Origin of the sequence: Muriicola marianensis (genome assembly GCF_014638095.1) — a bacterium.
GTDB lineage: Bacteria > Bacteroidota > Bacteroidia > Flavobacteriales > Flavobacteriaceae > Muriicola > Muriicola marianensis.
Genome location: NZ_BMFH01000001.1, coordinates 1,474,743 through 1,490,471 on the forward strand (window position 1 = coordinate 1,474,743; position 15,729 = coordinate 1,490,471).

The following is a 15,729-nucleotide window of genomic DNA, read 5'->3' on the forward strand; positions in this document are numbered from 1 at the left end:
AGTGGTCCTATGAACAGTGAAACTCCATTTTCCATTGCAGAGGATTGGTTCCAGAAACAGGGGTGGACCCCTTTTCCCTTCCAAAAAAAGACCTGGCAGGCTTATCTCGACGGAAAGAATGGATTGTTGAACGCCCCCACCGGTAGCGGTAAGACCTATGCTCTTTGGTTCCCCATCGTCCTGGATTATATCAGGGAGAACCCCAATTACAAGAAGAAGCACCCCAAAGGCCTGAAAGCTGTCTGGATCACCCCCCTGAGGGCCCTGTCGCAAGAGATCAGGCAGTCCGCCGAACGCATCATCGAAGACCTCGACCTGCCCCTTACGGTGGGAATACGGACCGGGGACACCTCTACAAAAGAGAGAAATGCCCAGCGCAAGTCGATGCCCAACCTGCTGATCACCACTCCCGAAAGCATGCAACTCCTGCTGGCGAGCAAAGGATACCACAAAACGTTTCGAGACTGCAGGGCTATCGTTGTGGATGAATGGCACGAACTGCTGGGCACAAAAAGAGGCGTGCAGATGGAACTCGCCCTGTCGAGACTTAAATCCCTTTCTCCCCATATGCGCATATGGGGGATCTCAGCCACCATCGGGAACCTGGAACAGGCCCGGCAAGTGTTGCTGGGTCCTGAAAGTGCAGCCTACCGGAATTCCGTCATGATAAGGGCCAGCCTTAACAAAAAAATACGGGTGATCAGCATTATCCCCGAAGAGATCGAAACGTTCCCCTGGAGGGGTCACCTGGGCCTGCGTCTCCTGGATAGGGTCATCCCCATTATTCAAAATAGCAAGACCACTCTGATCTTTACCAATACCCGCAGCCAGTGTGAGATATGGTACCAGAAAATCCTGGAGCGTTATCCGGAACTCGCAGGGGAGATGGCTATGCACCATGGCAGTATCAATAAAGATACCCGTATCTGGGTTGAGGAAGCTATCCGTAACGAGGAGCTCAAAGCCGTGGTTTGCACTTCAAGCCTGGATCTGGGAGTAGATTTTGCCCCGGTAGAGACAGTCATCCAGATCGGGGGGCCCAAAGGAGTAGCCCGGTTTATGCAACGGGCGGGCCGGAGCGGCCACCGGCCCGAGAAGGAGAGTGTGATCTATTTCCTGCCTACCCACGCCATAGAATTGGTGGAAGCTTCAGCCCTGGAACAGGCAGTGGCCAAAAATGCTGTTGAGGACAGAATTCCTTATCTCAGTAGTTTTGACGTACTGGTGCAATACCTGACTACCCTGGCCGTGTCTGAAGGTTTCTATCCCTCAGAGATCTTTGGGGAGGTGAAAAGCACTTTCTGCTTTCAGGGAATCACGGAAGACCAATGGAGATGGCTGCTGAATTTTATCGTGATGGGAAGCCAGAGCCTCCAGAGTTACGATGAGTACAAAAAAGTGGAGGTAGAAGCCGATGGACGGCTGGTGGTCAACAACAGGGGGGTGGCGATGCGTCACAGGTTCCAGATCGGGACTATCGTTGGGGACGCCCACCTTACTGTCCGTTACCAGAAAGGGGGGTACATCGGCTCTATAGAGGAGTACTTTATCTCCAAACTCACACCGGGTGATGTATTCACCTTCGCCGGCAGGAATCTGGAATTCATCAGGATCAAGGAGATGCAGGCCCTGGTCAGGAATTCCAGTAAAAAGACGAACAAGGTGCCCAGCTGGATGGGTGGGCGGCTCACTCTCTCAGCGCAAATGTCCCAGTTGCTGCGAGAAGAACTGTACTCTGCCAACCTGCCCACCGCGAAGCAGTCGGACGCGATTCAATGCCTCGCCCCTATTTTCCGCAGACAGGAAGAGGAGAGCCTGGTCCCGGGTCCCGACACTTTACTCATTGAAACCTTCAAGACAAGAGACGGGTTCCACCATATTTTTTACCCCTTTGAAGGACGTTTCGTACACGAAGCCATGGGCAGCCTGCTGGGATTCAGGGTAAGCCTGCTCTCCCCCATCACCTTCTCCCTGGCCTTCAACGACTACGGCTTTGAATTGCTGTCAGACCAGGAGATCGATATTCAGGCGATTATTGACAATGACCTATTTACTACTTCCTATTTGCTGGAAGATCTGCAGAAAAGTCTGAATTCCACAGAAATGGCCAGGCGTAAATTCAGGGATATCGCAGTGATCAGTGGCATGGTCTTTACAGGCTATCCTGAAAAAGGTGTCAAAATGAAGCACCTGCAGAGCAGTTCCCAGCTCCTGTTCGAGGTATTCAAGGACTACGAACCGGACAACCTGCTCTACCTGCAGGCATACAGGGAGACCTTTGAACACCAGCTGGAAGAGGGGAGATTGCGCATGGCCCTGGAACGTATAAGTCGGCAGGAGATTGTTTGGAAGGCCTGCAACAAACCCACTCCCTTTTCCTTTCCCATCATTACAGACAGGCTGCGGGAAAAAATGTCGAGCGAGAAGCTGGCAGACAGGATCAAAAAAATGACGGCCCTGTTGATGAAATAGACCTCCAGAAAAGACCTTTCTTCTTACCTTTGAGAGCATGACAACCCAGACCCTTATAATTGCAGGTCAACACCTTGAGCTTCATCCCTCAGGCGCTGTGTTCTGGAAGGAAGAATCTGCGCTGCTCATCAGTGATTTGCACCTGGGAAAGATCACCCATTTCAGAAAATTTGGATCTCCTGTGCCTCAAAAAGCCATCGATCAGAATTTTGAAGTACTGGAACAGAACCTGAACTACTTTATGCCCGAGAAAGTCTGTTTTCTGGGCGACCTGTTCCATTCCAGCATGAACAGTGAATGGCATCGGTTCGAGTCCTGGGTAAAAAAATCTCAAGTTGAATTCATTCTGGTAGCAGGCAACCACGATATTATCTCTCCCCTGAAGTATGAAGCGCTGGGTATCGACCTGGTACCTGAACTCACCTGGGGGCCTTTCCTCCTGACCCATTATCCGGAAGAAAGGCAAGGGTATTTCAACTTGTCAGGTCATATCCACCCCGCCGTCAGGCTCAGGGGACATGGGCGACAGTCACTGAGGCTCCCCTGCTTCTTCAAGAACAAACACCAACTGATCCTTCCCGCCTTCGGTACGTTCACAGGATCCCACATCCTCGAAAAATGCGAGGGAGACGAGGTCTATGCCATTGCCGAAGCTTCAGTTATAAAAATATAACCCCACTTTGCAAGGGCACAGTCTGGACCGTATCTTTGCACAAAAATTGCCGGTGGCGAACCACACCATCCCGTCAGTCTACGATCAGTCTCCCCAACTCGGGAAACTGGGAAAAGCTATTGCCCAATCTCAAAAGAAGACAACCCTTACCGGACTGGTAGGATCTGCCAGGTCTTTTGTTGTGGCAGATGCATTTAAGACATCAGACCACCCCTTTCTCTGGGTGCTTCGGGACAAGGAGGAAGCCGCTTATTGCCTGAATGACCTGGAACAGCTCATAGGTAAGGAAGAGGTCCTTTTCTACCCGGGAAGCTATAGAAGACCTTATCAGATAGAAGAAACGGACAATGCCAACGTCCTTCTCAGAGCGGAAGTCCTGAACCGCATCAATTCGCGAAAGAAACCGGCTGTCATTGTCACTTATCCCGATGCCCTTTTCGAAAAGGTAGTCACCCGTAAGGAACTCGAGCGCAACACCCAAAAATTAAAGGTGGGGGATTCACTTTCCCTTGACTTTCTTAACGAGGTGCTCTTTGAATACCAGTTCCACCGGGTGGATTTTGTCACTGAACCAGGAGAGTTTGCCGTTAGGGGCGGTATCCTGGACGTCTTCTCTTTCTCTCATGACCAGCCCTATCGAATTGAGTTTTTTGGCAATGAAATAGATAGCATCCGAACCTTTGACGTGGAAACCCAGCTTTCTGTAGACCCAGTAAAGAAGATCACGATCATTCCCAATGTGGAAAACAAATTCACAGCGGAAACCAGGGAAAGCTTCCTTAAATACATAAATCGAAATACTACGGTATTTGTGAGCGATGTAGAGGTACTGCACGAGCGGATCACTTCCTTTTTCGAAAAAGCCAAGATCGCTTTTGCATCCCTCTCGGAGGAGATCAAGCACCAGCATCCCGAGGAATTATTCATCAGTGCCGATACCCTGGAATCTGAGCTGGGGCTGTTTCCCCTGGTCACTTTCCGCAGCGGATCGGAGGACGATGTCACAGAGGAAATCATTTTTAATACAAGACCCCAACCCGTCTTCAATAAGAAATTCGACCTTCTCCTGGAAAACCTGAACGAGAATGAAAGTCGGGGGTACACCAACTATATCTTTTGTTCTTCGGAACAACAAGCAAAACGCTTCCACGATATCTTCGACCAGATCGGGAAAACCGTTCATTACCAGACCCTGGTAACTCCCATCCACGATGGGTTTGTAGATGACGACCTGAAGGTTGCCTGCTATACGGACCACCAGATCTTTGAGCGATACCACAAATTCCAGATCAGGAACGGATACGCCAAGAAACAGGCCATCACCCTGAAGGAGCTCAACAAACTGAGCGTTGGCGATTACGTGACCCATATCGACCATGGGATCGGGAAATTCGGGGGACTGAAGAAGATCGATGTGGAAGGAAAGACCCAGGAAGCCATCAAACTGATGTACGGAGAAAGGGATATCCTCTATGTGAGTATCCATTCCCTTCACAAGATCTCAAAATACAACGGGAAGGACGGGGCGGCGCCGAAGATCTACAAACTGGGCTCGGCTGCGTGGAAAAAGCTCAAGCAAAAGACCAAATCCAGGGTTAAAAAGATCGCCTTCGATCTGATAAGTGTTTATGCCAAGAGGAGGCTGGACAAGGGTTTTGCCTACGCTCCGGACAGTTACCTACAGCACGAGCTGGAAGCCTCCTTCCTGTATGAGGATACCCCGGACCAGGTGACCGCCACGGAGGATATCAAAAAGGATATGGAACGTGAACGGCCTATGGACCGCCTAATTTGCGGGGATGTTGGTTTTGGCAAGACTGAGGTAGCGATCCGTGCCGCCTTTAAAGCCGTCGACAACGGAAAACAAGTAGCGGTACTGGTTCCCACTACCATTCTGGCCTTCCAGCATTACCGGACCTTTACGGAACGCCTCAGCGATATGCCGGTACGGGTGGAGTATTTAAACCGTTTCCGGACCGCCAAAGAAAAGAAAGAGACCCTCGCCGCCCTGGCTGAAGGGAAGGTCGACATTATCATAGGTACGCATCAGCTGGTCAACAAGAACGTGGTCTTCAAGGACCTGGGCCTACTCATTGTAGACGAGGAACAGAAATTTGGGGTTGCCGTGAAGGACAAGCTAAAGGCAATGAAAGAGAACGTGGATGTCCTCACCCTGACCGCAACTCCTATCCCCCGAACCCTACAGTTCAGCCTGATGGCCGCCCGAGACCTCTCAGTCATCACAACACCGCCGCCCAACCGATACCCCATCGAAAGCCATGTGATCCGGTTGAACGAGGCGGCGATCAGGGATGCTATCTCCTATGAACTCCAGAGAGGCGGGCAGGTATTCTTTATCCACAACCGGATCCAGAATATCAAAGAGGTTGCCGGGATGTTGCAACGACTGGTCCCGGATGCTAAGATCCGGGTGGGCCATGGGCAGATGGAAGGTAAAAAACTGGAAAACCTCATGCTCAGTTTTATGAATGGGGAATTCGATGTGCTGGTCTCAACTACCATTGTGGAGAGTGGCCTGGACGTGACCAATGCCAATACTATCTTTATCAACAACGCCAATAATTTTGGGTTGAGCGACCTCCACCAGATGAGAGGCCGGGTTGGGAGGAGCAATAAAAAAGCATTTTGCTATTTCATCACCCCGCCCTATGACGCTATGACCCCGGAAGCCCGCAAGCGCATACAGGCCCTGGAAGAGTTTACAGAACTGGGCAGTGGATTCAACATCGCGATGAAAGACCTGGAGATCCGGGGGGCTGGTGACCTTTTGGGTGGGGAGCAAAGCGGATTTATAAACGAGATCGGTTTCGAGACCTACCAGAAGATCCTGGCCGAGGCTATTGAAGAACTCAAGGAAAACGAATTCCGGGACCTTTATGAAGAGGAAGGTACTGAGAAGCAATATGTTAAGGATACCCAGATCGATTCAGATTTTGAACTCCTTTTCCCGGACGACTACGTAAACAACGTTACCGAGCGACTTACCCTGTATACGGAGCTCAACGAGATCACTGAAGAGAAGAATCTACTGGAATACGAAGTGCATCTCCGAGACAGGTTCGGTCCCCTGCCGGAGCAGGTATCGGATCTGCTGAACTCGGTCCGTATCAAGTGGCTGGCGAGTCGGATTGGGCTTGAAAAAGTAGTAATGAAAAAAGGAAAGTTCCTGGGTTATTTTGTAGGCGATCAGGAGTCGTCTTTTTACCAGAGCAAGACTTTTACAGACCTGCTCAAATACGTGCAGAAACATCCCGGGGTTTGTCGGATCAAGGAAAAACAAACGCGAAATGGCCTGAGGCTATTGCTGATCTTCGAAAAGATCCATTCTACGACCGAAGCACTGGAAGCCCTTCGCTCCCTGGTCGGGGAGACTGCCCTGGCAATTCCGAATCTCTCCTGAAAATACCTTTTAAGCACATCACAGATTTTTGAGATCCTTTATGGTCTTAAAAGCCATATCGACCTGCTCGTCATTGACGATGATAGTAAATTCATTGGTGGTGGAGATCACCTCGTACAAAACGATGCCCTCCCACGCCAGCCTTTGGAAGATAAAGTAATAGATCCCGGGAACGGACACATTCTCAGCCGGTAACTTCACGGTGATGGAGGAAAGATTTGTAGCCTTTTGGGTGCATTTCTCGGCCTTGAAGAGTGTCTCCACAACACTGTCCAGGCTGTTGCTGACCACGATATTCAGTTCATTCACGCCCCGGGAAGAAGTATAAAATACCTCTTTGTTCTTGCTGACCTCTTTCAGGAGCTGGGTCTGGTTATCGAGTATGGTCTCAGAGACGAGGAAGGTGAAATCGGTAAGGGACGACCTGACGGTGATCTCCCCTATATTCTTGAGTACTTTAAGGATCCTGTGTGTCGCCCTGAATTCGAGATCGTCCGAGAGTCTTTTCAAGGCCATGACGATAGCTCCGTTCCGGACCTCTTTCCCGAGTTCTTCCTGGATCTCAGGTTTTATGATGCGGGAAAGGGAGGTAAGGTTTATGATCCCTTGCGAAAGGGCACTTTGAAGAAAGGGCTTCTTCCGGATATACTGCTCCACCACTGAAGAAATGGTCTTCATGTTTTATTTCAAATATAACAATTTGTTATAAATAGAACGATTCTTCAATAGGGAGAAAAGGCCCCTTCCAGGTGTTCCAGGGAATGCCTTGTATCGTGATGCAGAATGTAGACAATATCGAATCGGACCTCGACCTCCAGTGTATTTGCCAGCACGTAATGGTCGGCGGCCTGAATAAGAAGGCTTTTTTTCTTGTACCCTATCGTATCATTCAAGGATTGCAGGTGCCCGGCACGCCTCATCTTAACTTCCACAACAGCCAGAGTGTTGCCTTTCCTTGCAATAAGGTCTATTTCTGCTTTACCAAAGCGGTAATTCCTCTCCAGGATGGTATATCCCTTCATCTCCAGACATCCGGCAGCCAAATCCTCCCCCTTTCTCCCCAACTCATTTTGCAGCCTCATACTCCCCTGAAAATTAACAAAATAGGGTATTTCATCGAAAAAAGGATGCATTAGACCCTGATTTCGACCCTGAGATTGTACATTAGAATTCCGGATATCGAATATCCGCCCGTTTCCATACTAAGGAATTGTATTAAGCGTTAAGAATTTGCCCCTACACACATGAACGTTCTTAAAGCCTAAAAAACAACTATGGAATTTTTCGTTAATTGTAACATCTCTACATTAGCGCCCTACACTACACCCCTGGACAAAGTCCGGGCGGCGCATTTGTACAGAAGACTGGGATTTAGTGCCTCCGTTCAGACCGTGGATCAGGCTGTGGGCCAGAATGCAGGAACCCTGGTAGACTCCCTGATCAATGAAGCCGTCAACATGCCACCCCTTGCCCCTCCGGCATGGGCCGACTGGAATAATAGCAATTATCCTGACGACGATGACCTGGCCAGGCAGCTCAGGCGTACCCAGGCCGAAGAATGGGCCGTCACCTACACCAATGCCCTGTTGAACAACAACCTCCGAGACAGGCTGAGCTTTTTCTGGAGCAACCATTTCGTCACCGAACTGGATGTATATGACTGTACCAGCTTCCTGTATTATTACACAGACTGCCTGCAGCGAAATGCTATTGGGAACTTTAAAACCTTCGTCAGTGAGATCGGCCTCACAAGTGCCATGCTCTATTACCTTGATGGGGCTTACAACAATGGGAACAACCCCAATGAGAACTACGCCAGGGAATTATACGAGCTCTTTACCCTCGGAGAAGGGAACGGATACACAGAACAGGATATCATTGAAACTGCAAGAGCCCTGTCCGGTTATACGGAAAGAGGAGATATCGGTTGTACTCAACCGCTGTTCGACCCTACTAGTTTCGACGCAGGCTCCAAGACCATTTTGGGACAGACCGGGAACTGGAATTACGATGACGTAATCGACATCCTGTTCCAGGAGCGCCCGAATGAAATCGCAACCTTCATTTGCGGAAAACTATACGAATTCTTTGTTCACCCGGATGCTGACGATGACGCAGGCAACGCTCAGGCCATCATCAGCGGAATGGCAGCGACCATGGTAGCCAACAACTTTGAGATCGCCCCGGTTCTGTCGCAACTTTTCAGGAGTGAGCACTTTTTTGACGATGAGGCAATCGGAGTCATTATCAAGAGCCCATTCGACCTCTACCTCAACCTTATCAATGAAACCAGCTTTGCATATAATGACAATACGTTACTCAACGTAGTAGACACCACAAGACTGCTCGGACAGGAGTTGTTCGATCCAGTGGATGTGGCCGGGTGGCAAAGAGACCGCACCTGGATCAACACCAACTTTATCATCGGAAGGTGGCTGACCCTGGAAGTATACCTGGAACTCTTTTTCCAGGCAAACCAGGAGCAGTTCAGGACCCTGGCTATGGATGCCGTTGGGCCTGCAGACAGCAATACCAGCAATCCTGAAACCGTGGTCCGCGCCCTGGTGAACAAATTCACCCCCCTGGGACTGCTTACAGAACAGGATTTCCAGAATGCTCTGGATGTCTTTAAGATAGACGATGTTCCGGAAGAATACTACGGGCCGGACTACACCCCCGGAGGCCTTGGTCTCTGGATGCTCTCCGTGAGCCCTGAAGTTCCCCAGCAGGTCTTCTTGCTGCTGATGCATCTGTCAAGACAACCCGAGTTTCAACTAAAATAAACCTACTGTTATGTGCAACAATCATATACCCATCGATATAAAGAACAACAACGGCCACGACGAAGAACACAAGTTCTGGAGTCGGCGCTCCTTCCTGCAGGCCCTGGGAATTGCAGGATCGGGTTCCATGATGCTGGGCAGCCATATGCTCACCGCCTCGGCTCCGTCTCCTCTGACCGCCGCCATTGCCAACGCAGATTCTGACAACATTCTGATCCTGATCCGTCTTTCAGGAGGTAATGATGGTCTCAGCACCGTGATCCCCATCCAACAATACGACGTCTACGCAAATGCCCGTCCCAATATCTACATCCCGGAAAGCAAGGTTTTGAAGCTTACCGATGATTTTGGAATCCCTTCCTATATGGGTTCCCTCGAAGCTATGTGGGGTGAAGGCCAATTCAAGGCCGTACATGGGGTAGGATACGAGAATCAGAGCCTGTCTCACTTTACCGGATCTGACATCTACGCCAATACAGACCTGACGACCACAGGATTTTCCGGTCTCAACACGGGATGGATGGGCCGATACTTTGAAAATATATACCCGGATTATCTGATCAATCCGCCTGCCTCTCCGGCAGCCATACAAATCGGGCAATTTGGAAACCTGGTCTTCCAGGGTGAAGAGACCAATTACGCCTTTGTAACCTCCAACATAGACCAGTTAGAGGAGATCGCGGAAACAGGTGTACAGTACAGCCTGGACCCCGCCCTGTTCAATGAATGTATGTACGGAGATCAGCTCCGCTTCCTCCGGGGGGTAGCCAATACCACCTATGAATACGCCGGACTGATCCACGAGGCTTACATGAGGGGGCAGAATCAGGTAGAATACCAGGACAACGGATTTGCCCGGCAGCTGGCCCTGTTGGCGAGACTCATCAAGGGAAATCTGGGAACAAAAGTATACATGATCTCTATGGGAGGTTTTGACACCCATGGAAATCAGCCCCTTGCTCACGAACGCCTCATGACCAACCTGTCTATCGCAGTCAATAATTTCTATGACGACCTGGCGTTCACCCAGCAGGATGATAAGGTCCTGAGTATGACCTTCTCCGAGTTTGGAAGGAGGATCTTTGAAAATGGCTCCAATGGTACCGACCACGGTAAGGCGGCTCCTACTCTTTTCTTCGGTTCAGGGTTGAACGGAAGCGCCTTTGTCGGGGATCATCCATCCCTGGAAAATCCCAACGGCAGGGGTAACCTAGAATACACTATGGATTTCAGGGATCTTTATGCCACCGTACTGGCAGAATGGATGTGCGTCCCCATCCCTCTGGTGGAACAGCACCTGCTGGACCATCCGTATAACCCGGTCAACCTCGGATTTAATTGTAGCGGAGTGGAATTCCCTGACATCGCCTACAGCGATGAACCATTCACCCCGCCTACCCCGGACGACCCGAATTCGGAAGATCCCAGTGATGAATTGCTCAATGCCATCGTACATAAGCCTTTTTATCCTACCCAGCAGACGCCTCATATCTATCTGGAGATGCCGTTCAGTGCTCATGTGGATATTCAGTTGTACAATATCCTCGGACAGAATGTGGGGACGATTTACAACGAGATGATGTTCGAAGGGTCTGTGGAGATCAACATACGCGAAAGGATGCCTAAGCATCTCTCTACCGGTAAGTACATCTACCGCATCCAGGTGCAGGACCGAAAGATGTCTAAATCCGTTATGGTAGCATAAGCTGCCCCTACGTCGCTATAGCGGCCCTTGTATTCCCGGTTCATAAAAACAAAACGAGCTGATGAATACAAGGGCTTTCTTTTTTCTCCACGGGGGAAGGGAGCGTGAAAAAATACTTATTTTTGTGCCTTAATCCACGAGCTTGATGGCGTCAAAACCCAAGGAATTCTCTCGATATACGATCACTGCTGCCCTGCCATATACCAATGGCCCGATCCATATCGGCCATTTGGCCGGGGTCTATATCCCTGCCGACATTTATGCCCGTTTCCTGAGGCTTACCGGAAGGGAGGTCGCCTTTGTCTGTGGCAGCGATGAACACGGCTTTGCCATCCCCATGAAGGCAAAAAAAGAGGGTGTCACTCCTAAAGAACTCATCGACAAATACCATGGGATGATCAAAAGATCCTTTGAGGATTTTGGGATTACCTTCGATAATTATTCGCGCACTTCGGCACCTGTTCATCATAAGACCGCAAGTGATTTCTTCCACAGGATGTACGAGCAGGGTGATTTTGTGGAAGAGACCACCGCACAATTGTACGATGAGAAAGAGCAGCAGTTCCTGGCAGACCGGTTTGTCACAGGAACATGCCCTAAATGCGGTTTCGAAGAAGCATATGGAGATCAGTGTGAGAATTGCGGGTCTTCCCTCAACGCCACCGACCTCATTAACCCGAAATCGACCCTGTCCGGGGCAAAGCCCACTTTAAAGGAGACAAAACACTGGTTCTTACCCCTGGAACGATACGAGGACTTTTTGAAGAATTGGATCCTGGAAGACCATAAAACCGACTGGAAACCGAACGTTTACGGTCAGTGTAAATCCTGGATAGACGACGGACTTAAACCCAGAGCGGTTACCCGTGATCTGGACTGGGGTATCCCCGTTCCGGTGAAAGGAGGGGAAGGCAAGGTACTATACGTATGGTTCGATGCTCCTATAGGATACATCTCCTCCACCAAGGAATGGGCAGAACGAGAGGGCAAGGACTGGAGGCCATACTGGCAGGACAAAAACACCAAGCTCGTTCATTTTATCGGGAAGGATAACATCGTTTTCCATTGCATCATCTTCCCTAGCATGCTGAAGGCGCATGGCGATTACATTCTGCCCGAGAACGTACCGGCCAACGAATTCCTTAACCTGGAAGGCCAAAAACTCTCGACATCCAAGAACTGGGCCGTCTGGTTGCACGAATACCTCGAAGACTTCCCTGCATCCCAGGACGTGCTCAGGTACACGCTCACGGCCAATGCCCCTGAGACCAAGGACAATGATTTCACCTGGGCAGATTTCCAGGCCCGTAACAACAACGAGCTTGTGGCCATTTTTGGAAACTTTGTGAACCGGGTTGTCGTACTCTCAGGAAAATATTTTGACGGCACGGTCCCCTCACCTGCTGCCCTGAATGAAGAGGACAGGGAAACGCTTGATAGTATGCGGAAGTTCCCGCACAGCATAACGGATTCCCTCGAGCGCTACCGCTTCAGGGAAGCCGGACAGGAGCTGATGAACCTGGCCCGGCTCGGCAATAAATACCTGGCCGACCAGGAGCCATGGAAGGTGATCAAATCAGATCCCTCTAGGGTTGGGACCATCATGCATACAGCCCTGCAGATCGCAGCGGCCCTGGCGGTCCTCAGCGAACCCTTTTTGCCTTTCTCATCTGAAAAATTGAAAAAGATGCTCAACTTTGGCAGGTTAAAACCAGGGCTTAACTGGGACAGCATCTCTGCCATGGAAGTCCTTTTACCGGAAAACCACAAGCTGGGAGAACCGGAGTTGCTCTTCCGCAAAATTGAGGACAAGGAGATAGAAGCACAGCTTGAGAAACTCCGGGCTACCCGGGATGCAAACGAATCCAATAATAAGAACATCATGCCTCAAAAAGAAACGATCACGTACGAAGATTTCTCCAAGATGGACATGAGGGTAGGTACTATCCTCGAAGCTGAAAAAATGCCGAAAACGAAAAAACTCATGGTCCTCAAAGTGGATACCGGACTCGACCAGCGTACCATTGTTTCGGGTATAGCCGAGCATTTTACCCCTGATGAGATCCTTGGGAAAAAGGTGACGGTACTGGTAAACCTGGCTCCCAGGCCCCTGCGAGGGGTGGAGAGTCAGGGCATGATTCTGATGGCAGAGGATTCGGAAGGCAAACTGACCTTTCTGAATCCCGATCAGACTGAAGTTCCAAACGGGACTACTATCTCCTGATCCGGTTTATGACGGTTTTAACAAGCCCAGGCCTTTTATAATTTGTAAGAATCACCTTTCTTTAGGCAACCTTACGTTTTATATCCGCTCTGAATGAAGTATTTCTTCTGTACACTTGCCGTGTTGACCACCCTTTTTACCCATGCCCAAAATCCCGGATCCTTTGAAGATGTTCTGCCTGCTTTCGAGGCCTATTCAGAATTGCCCCGTGAAGTAGCCTTCGTCCATCTGAACAAATCCGTTTACATTAAAGGGGAAGGGATTGGTTTTAAAGCCTATGTCCTGGACAAGGACACCAAGAAAAGATCCCTGGAGACGAAAAATTTCTACTGTACGGTCACTGACAGCCTGGGTAAGGTTGTAAAACAACAATTGATCCGGATTGAGAATGGGGTAGGCAGTGGGGTCATCCGGCTGGATAGCACCTTCACCACCGGAACCTATCACTTCAGAGGGTTTACAAATTGGATGCGGAATTTCTCTGAACCCAACTATTTTGAACAGGTTTTGACGGTGCTCGACCCGGAGAAAACCGAGGAGATCGCGCCTGTTGAAACGGAACTGTCAGTAGATGCCCAGTTCCTTCCGGAGAGCGGCCATGCCCTGGTGGGAGTAAACACCAATTTCGGAGCGATCATCAAAGACGACAAGGGCTTTGGGTTCCCTTTTTTGGAAGGGGAGATAGTCAGCGATGACGGCGATGTAGTCACAGGTTTTAAGCTCAATGCCTTCGGAATCGGACGATTTTTGCTGATTCCCGAACAGGGCAAAGATTATTATGCCGTATTTCGGATCGCGAACAAGGATTTCAGGATTCCCATAGGGTATATCGAGCCCCAGGGGGTTACCTGTACACTAAAGGATCTGAGAGATAAGTTAGGCCTGATCCTCAATGCCAGGTTCAACAACAAATGGCAAAAAGACCAGGATTTTATGCTGAGCATCCACAACGGGGACAGCATCAAGGCCATCGACATATCATTCCGGGACAACCCCAAGGTGGTCAAGGTTTTTCCCAAAAGCGACCTCTATCCGGGCGTGAATGTTATTACCCTCTTTGACGCTTCCGGAACTCCCGTCCTGGAACGATTGTATTTTAATCATGAAGGCATAGTCATTCACGAAGCAACTGCCCCGGAGATAAATTTTGCAGCGGATTCAGTCAGGGTTTCTTTTTCAGTTGAAGGGCTGGATCCAAAGTACTGGAACAGCCTAAGCGTCTCCGTCCTGCCCGAAAGGACGGAAGCCCAGGAAAGTCATCACAATCTGCCGTCCTACACCCTGCTCAATCCTTATGTCCGCGGACCGGTGGAGAAGGCCTCCTATTACTTCAGCAACATCACCCCCAGGAAGATCTACGAACTGGACAACCTGCTAATCACCCAGGGGTGGAGCAGCTATCAGTGGAATACGGTGCGAAATAAACCTCCGAAATATCTGTTCGACTTTGAAAAAGGACTTACCTATAAAGTGACCTTCAATGAGAAGCGAACGAACGAATACTTTATATCCCCAACCTTATACAATGATTCGGAATTTGTGACTGTCGGGGAAGAGCAAAAATTCTTTTCCAGAGATAATTTTTTCCCCATCAACGATGAGAAACTGGGTGTTGCTGCTATTGATAAAAACGGAACTTGGTACCCACCCAGGGTCTTCGTCCAATTTAAACCCTCTTTCGTACCTAACCTGGGGCTGAATGAAGTGTCCCTCCTTGGAAACAGGGAAAACCGGATCTTGAAAGAAGCTGAAGAAACGACAGCCTTTGAAGGGTTTTATGAAGTACAGATGCTTGACGAGGTATTACTTCTGGAAGAAAGCAAAAAGAAACGGATTGAGAAGATCAGGAATAAAGCAATAGGCAGGGTGGAGTTTTTCGAAGATAATGACTGGAGGCGCAATATGTGGTTGAGTACTTATTTGAGTTCCAGGGGGTACATCGTGAACGATAATTCCGGTACCTTTTCCATTGTCGCCAGGACCCCTAATTCACTAAACAATGCAAGACCTGCTATTTTTCTCGATGGGGTGTTGCTGACAGACTTCAGTGTACTGTACCGCTTTAGCATGGACATTGTCGATTATATCGAAATCAATCCTTCCGGGGTAGGAGAAGGTATCAGGGGCGGAGGTGGCGTTATCCGGATCGTTACTGACCCTTCTAAGTTGCAGAGAAATGGCCTGGGAGGGGAAAGTCTGGTCGATTATGATATCCCCCTTACCTTTTCGTACGACAAGCGATTCTACAACCCTATTTACAACAATCCCTCCGGGGAATTCTTCAACTCTTTTGGGGCGATCGACTGGCATCCCAATGTAGTGCTGGACACTGAAGGAAAAGGGGAGTTCAGTTTTCTGAATTACGGATTGCCGGCTGTAAAACTGTTTATCGAGGGGATCGTCAACGACCGCGAATTCGTAACGGACGTAGTGGAGGTAAAGATTCAGTAA

The 15,729-nt window shown here is 49.6% G+C and carries 9 protein-coding genes; 7 read left to right on the plus strand and 2 right to left on the minus strand.

The annotated features are described in order from the left end of the window. Nucleotides 1-9 precede the first annotated feature (9 nt). Genes IEV19_RS06765 through mfd form a run of 3 tightly spaced genes read left to right on the plus strand, consistent with a single transcriptional unit; the run spans nucleotide 10 to nucleotide 6,566 of the window. Nucleotides 10-2,472, plus strand: coding sequence for a ligase-associated DNA damage response DEXH box helicase (locus IEV19_RS06765; protein ID WP_188369900.1), 2,463 nt, complete (start codon nucleotides 10-12; stop codon nucleotides 2,470-2,472). A 37-nt stretch (nucleotides 2,473-2,509) separates the two neighbouring features. Continuing rightward, the gene (gene pdeM, locus IEV19_RS06770; RefSeq protein WP_188369901.1) at nucleotides 2,510-3,145 is read left to right on the plus strand and encodes a ligase-associated DNA damage response endonuclease PdeM; all 636 of its coding nucleotides are present in this window, start codon (nucleotides 2,510-2,512) and stop codon (nucleotides 3,143-3,145) included. Nucleotides 3,146-3,197: 52 nt separating this feature from the next. Then, a complete protein-coding gene (mfd, locus tag IEV19_RS06775; RefSeq protein ID WP_188370747.1) occupies nucleotides 3,198-6,566 on the plus strand; it encodes a transcription-repair coupling factor in 3,369 nt (1,122 codons plus the stop codon). Between the two features lie 18 nt (nucleotides 6,567-6,584). Here mfd and IEV19_RS06780 read toward each other — a convergent pair whose 3' ends face one another. Both IEV19_RS06780 and IEV19_RS06785 read right to left on the minus strand, forming a co-directional pair. Then, nucleotides 6,585-7,244, minus strand: coding sequence for an aspartate kinase (locus tag IEV19_RS06780; protein WP_188369902.1), 660 nt, complete (start codon nucleotides 7,242-7,244; stop codon nucleotides 6,585-6,587). Between the two features lie 44 nt (nucleotides 7,245-7,288). Next, nucleotides 7,289-7,648: a YraN family protein gene (locus IEV19_RS06785; protein WP_188369903.1), complete on the minus strand. Its 360-nt coding sequence runs from the start codon at nucleotides 7,646-7,648 to the stop codon at nucleotides 7,289-7,291. 192 nt (nucleotides 7,649-7,840) lie between these two features. Here IEV19_RS06785 and IEV19_RS06790 point away from each other — a divergent pair, with 192 nt between their 5' ends. The 4 genes from IEV19_RS06790 (at nucleotide 7,841) to IEV19_RS06805 (ending at nucleotide 15,729) form a co-directional block, all read left to right on the plus strand. Further along, nucleotides 7,841-9,349 carry a DUF1800 domain-containing protein gene (locus IEV19_RS06790; RefSeq protein ID WP_188369904.1) on the plus strand — a complete coding sequence of 503 codons (1,509 nt, stop codon included), beginning with the start codon at nucleotides 7,841-7,843 and terminating at the stop codon, nucleotides 9,347-9,349. Between the two features lie 10 nt (nucleotides 9,350-9,359). Then, nucleotides 9,360-11,054 carry a DUF1501 domain-containing protein gene (locus tag IEV19_RS06795; RefSeq protein WP_188369905.1) on the plus strand — a complete coding sequence of 565 codons (1,695 nt, stop codon included), beginning with the start codon at nucleotides 9,360-9,362 and terminating at the stop codon, nucleotides 11,052-11,054. Nucleotides 11,055-11,199: 145 nt separating this feature from the next. After that, on the plus strand, nucleotides 11,200-13,278 hold the full coding sequence (gene metG / locus IEV19_RS06800; protein ID WP_188369906.1) for a methionine--tRNA ligase: 2,079 nt from the start codon (nucleotides 11,200-11,202) through the stop codon (nucleotides 13,276-13,278). Nucleotides 13,279-13,371: 93 nt separating this feature from the next. Next, entirely contained in the window at nucleotides 13,372-15,729 is a 2,358-nt protein-coding gene (locus IEV19_RS06805; RefSeq protein WP_188369907.1) for a hypothetical protein, read from the plus strand.